This window comes from Mediterraneibacter sp. 210702-DFI.5.30 (assembly GCF_020560115.1).
GTDB lineage: Bacteria > Bacillota > Clostridia > Lachnospirales > Lachnospiraceae > Mediterraneibacter > Mediterraneibacter faecis.
The window spans coordinates 1-1492 of the sequence record NZ_JAJCME010000033.1; the positions used below are offsets into that span (position 1 = coordinate 1).

1 protein-coding gene is annotated in these 1492 nt (G+C 40.4%); it reads left to right on the top strand.

Features of this window, described 5'->3' with window-relative positions:
• The first annotated feature begins 122 nt into the window (after positions 1-122).
• A complete protein-coding gene (locus LI126_RS14565; RefSeq protein ID WP_412348049.1) occupies positions 123-1328 on the top strand; it encodes an IS256 family transposase in 1206 nt (401 codons plus the stop codon).
• Positions 1329-1492: the final 164 nt, after the last annotated feature.

A 1492-nucleotide genomic window follows, 5' to 3' on the forward strand; every position in this document is an offset into this window, starting at 1 on the left:
GAGTATGTGAAACTTTTTCTGTAAATAGCTAATAACAGCAAGGTCTTCTATGGTAAAATATAAATCATAGGAGGCCTTTTATTATGGCAAGAAGAGAAAAGAAACCTGTACACAAAGTAGTAATGACAGAGGGAAAGCGAAACATCATTCAGCAACTTCTTCAGGAGTATGATATTGAAACCGCTGAAGATATCCAGGATGCTCTTAAGGATCTGCTTGGCGGCACCATCAAAGAGATGATGGAAGCAGAAATGGATGATCATCTTGGCTACCAAAAATCTGAACGATCTGATAGCGATGATTACCGCAATGGATATAAATCAAAGCGTGTAAACAGCAGCTATGGCAGCATGGATATCGATGTTCCACAGGACCGTAAATCAACATTTGAGCCACAGATTGTAAAGAAACGTCAGAAGGATATTTCTGATATTGATCAGAAGATTATTTCCATGTATGCAAAAGGAATGACGACCCGGCAAATATCCGAGACCATCGAAGATATCTACGGTTTTGAAACATCAGAAGGCTTTATTTCAGACGTTACAGATAAAATCCTGCCTCAGATCGAAGACTGGCAAAATCGACCGCTGGATGAGGTATATCCAATCCTCTATATAGATGCCATCCATTATTCCGTACGAGATAATGGAGTAATCAGAAAACTGGCTGCCTACGTCATTCTTGGCATCAACACAGAAGGAAAAAAAGAGGTTCTTTCAATCACTGTCGGTGATAATGAAAGTTCAAAGTACTGGCTGTCTGTTCTGAATGAGCTGAAGAATCGTGGTGTAAAGGATATCCTGATTATCTGCGCTGACGGTCTTAGTGGCATTAAAGAGGCAATTGCCGCTGCATTTCCAAAAACAGAGTATCAGAGATGTATTGTACATCAGGTAAGAAACACGCTAAAATATGTTCCGGATAAGGACAGAAAAGCGTTTGCTTCCGACCTAAAAACGATTTACCATGCTTCCGATGAAGAGAAAGCTAGACTGGCTCTGGATCGTGTTACTGAAAAATGGACCGCAAAATACCCGAATTCTATGAAACGCTGGTATGATAACTGGGATGCAATAACGCCGATTTTCAAGTTTTCACCGGATGTCAGAAAGGTTATTTACACGACCAATGCAATTGAAAGTCTGAATTCTACCTACCGTAAGCTCAACCGTCAGAGAAGCGTATTTCCAAGTGATACAGCACTTCTGAAAGCCCTGTATCTGGCAACTTTTGAAGCCACAAAAAAATGGACTATGAGCATTCGAAACTGGGGACGGGTCTACGGTGAACTCAGCATTATGTACGAGGGAAGACTCCCAGAATAACAGAATCTGTATGCATGATGAGAAAGACGTTTTTGACGTCCGCTCTTGACATGCCTGAAATCATGTCGTATATATATAACAAGAGTTGGAAGCTCCAATTTAGTGCTTCCAGCTCAATCATTATCATAGAAGATTTTTATTTACAGACTTTTCTTCATAGTCTC

What these genes read in the sequence shown, in the direction of transcription:
- LI126_RS14565 (WP_412348049.1), top strand. Translation starts at nt 123, where the DNA reads ATGACAGAGGGAAAGCGAAACATCATTCAGCAACTTCTTCAGGAGTAT.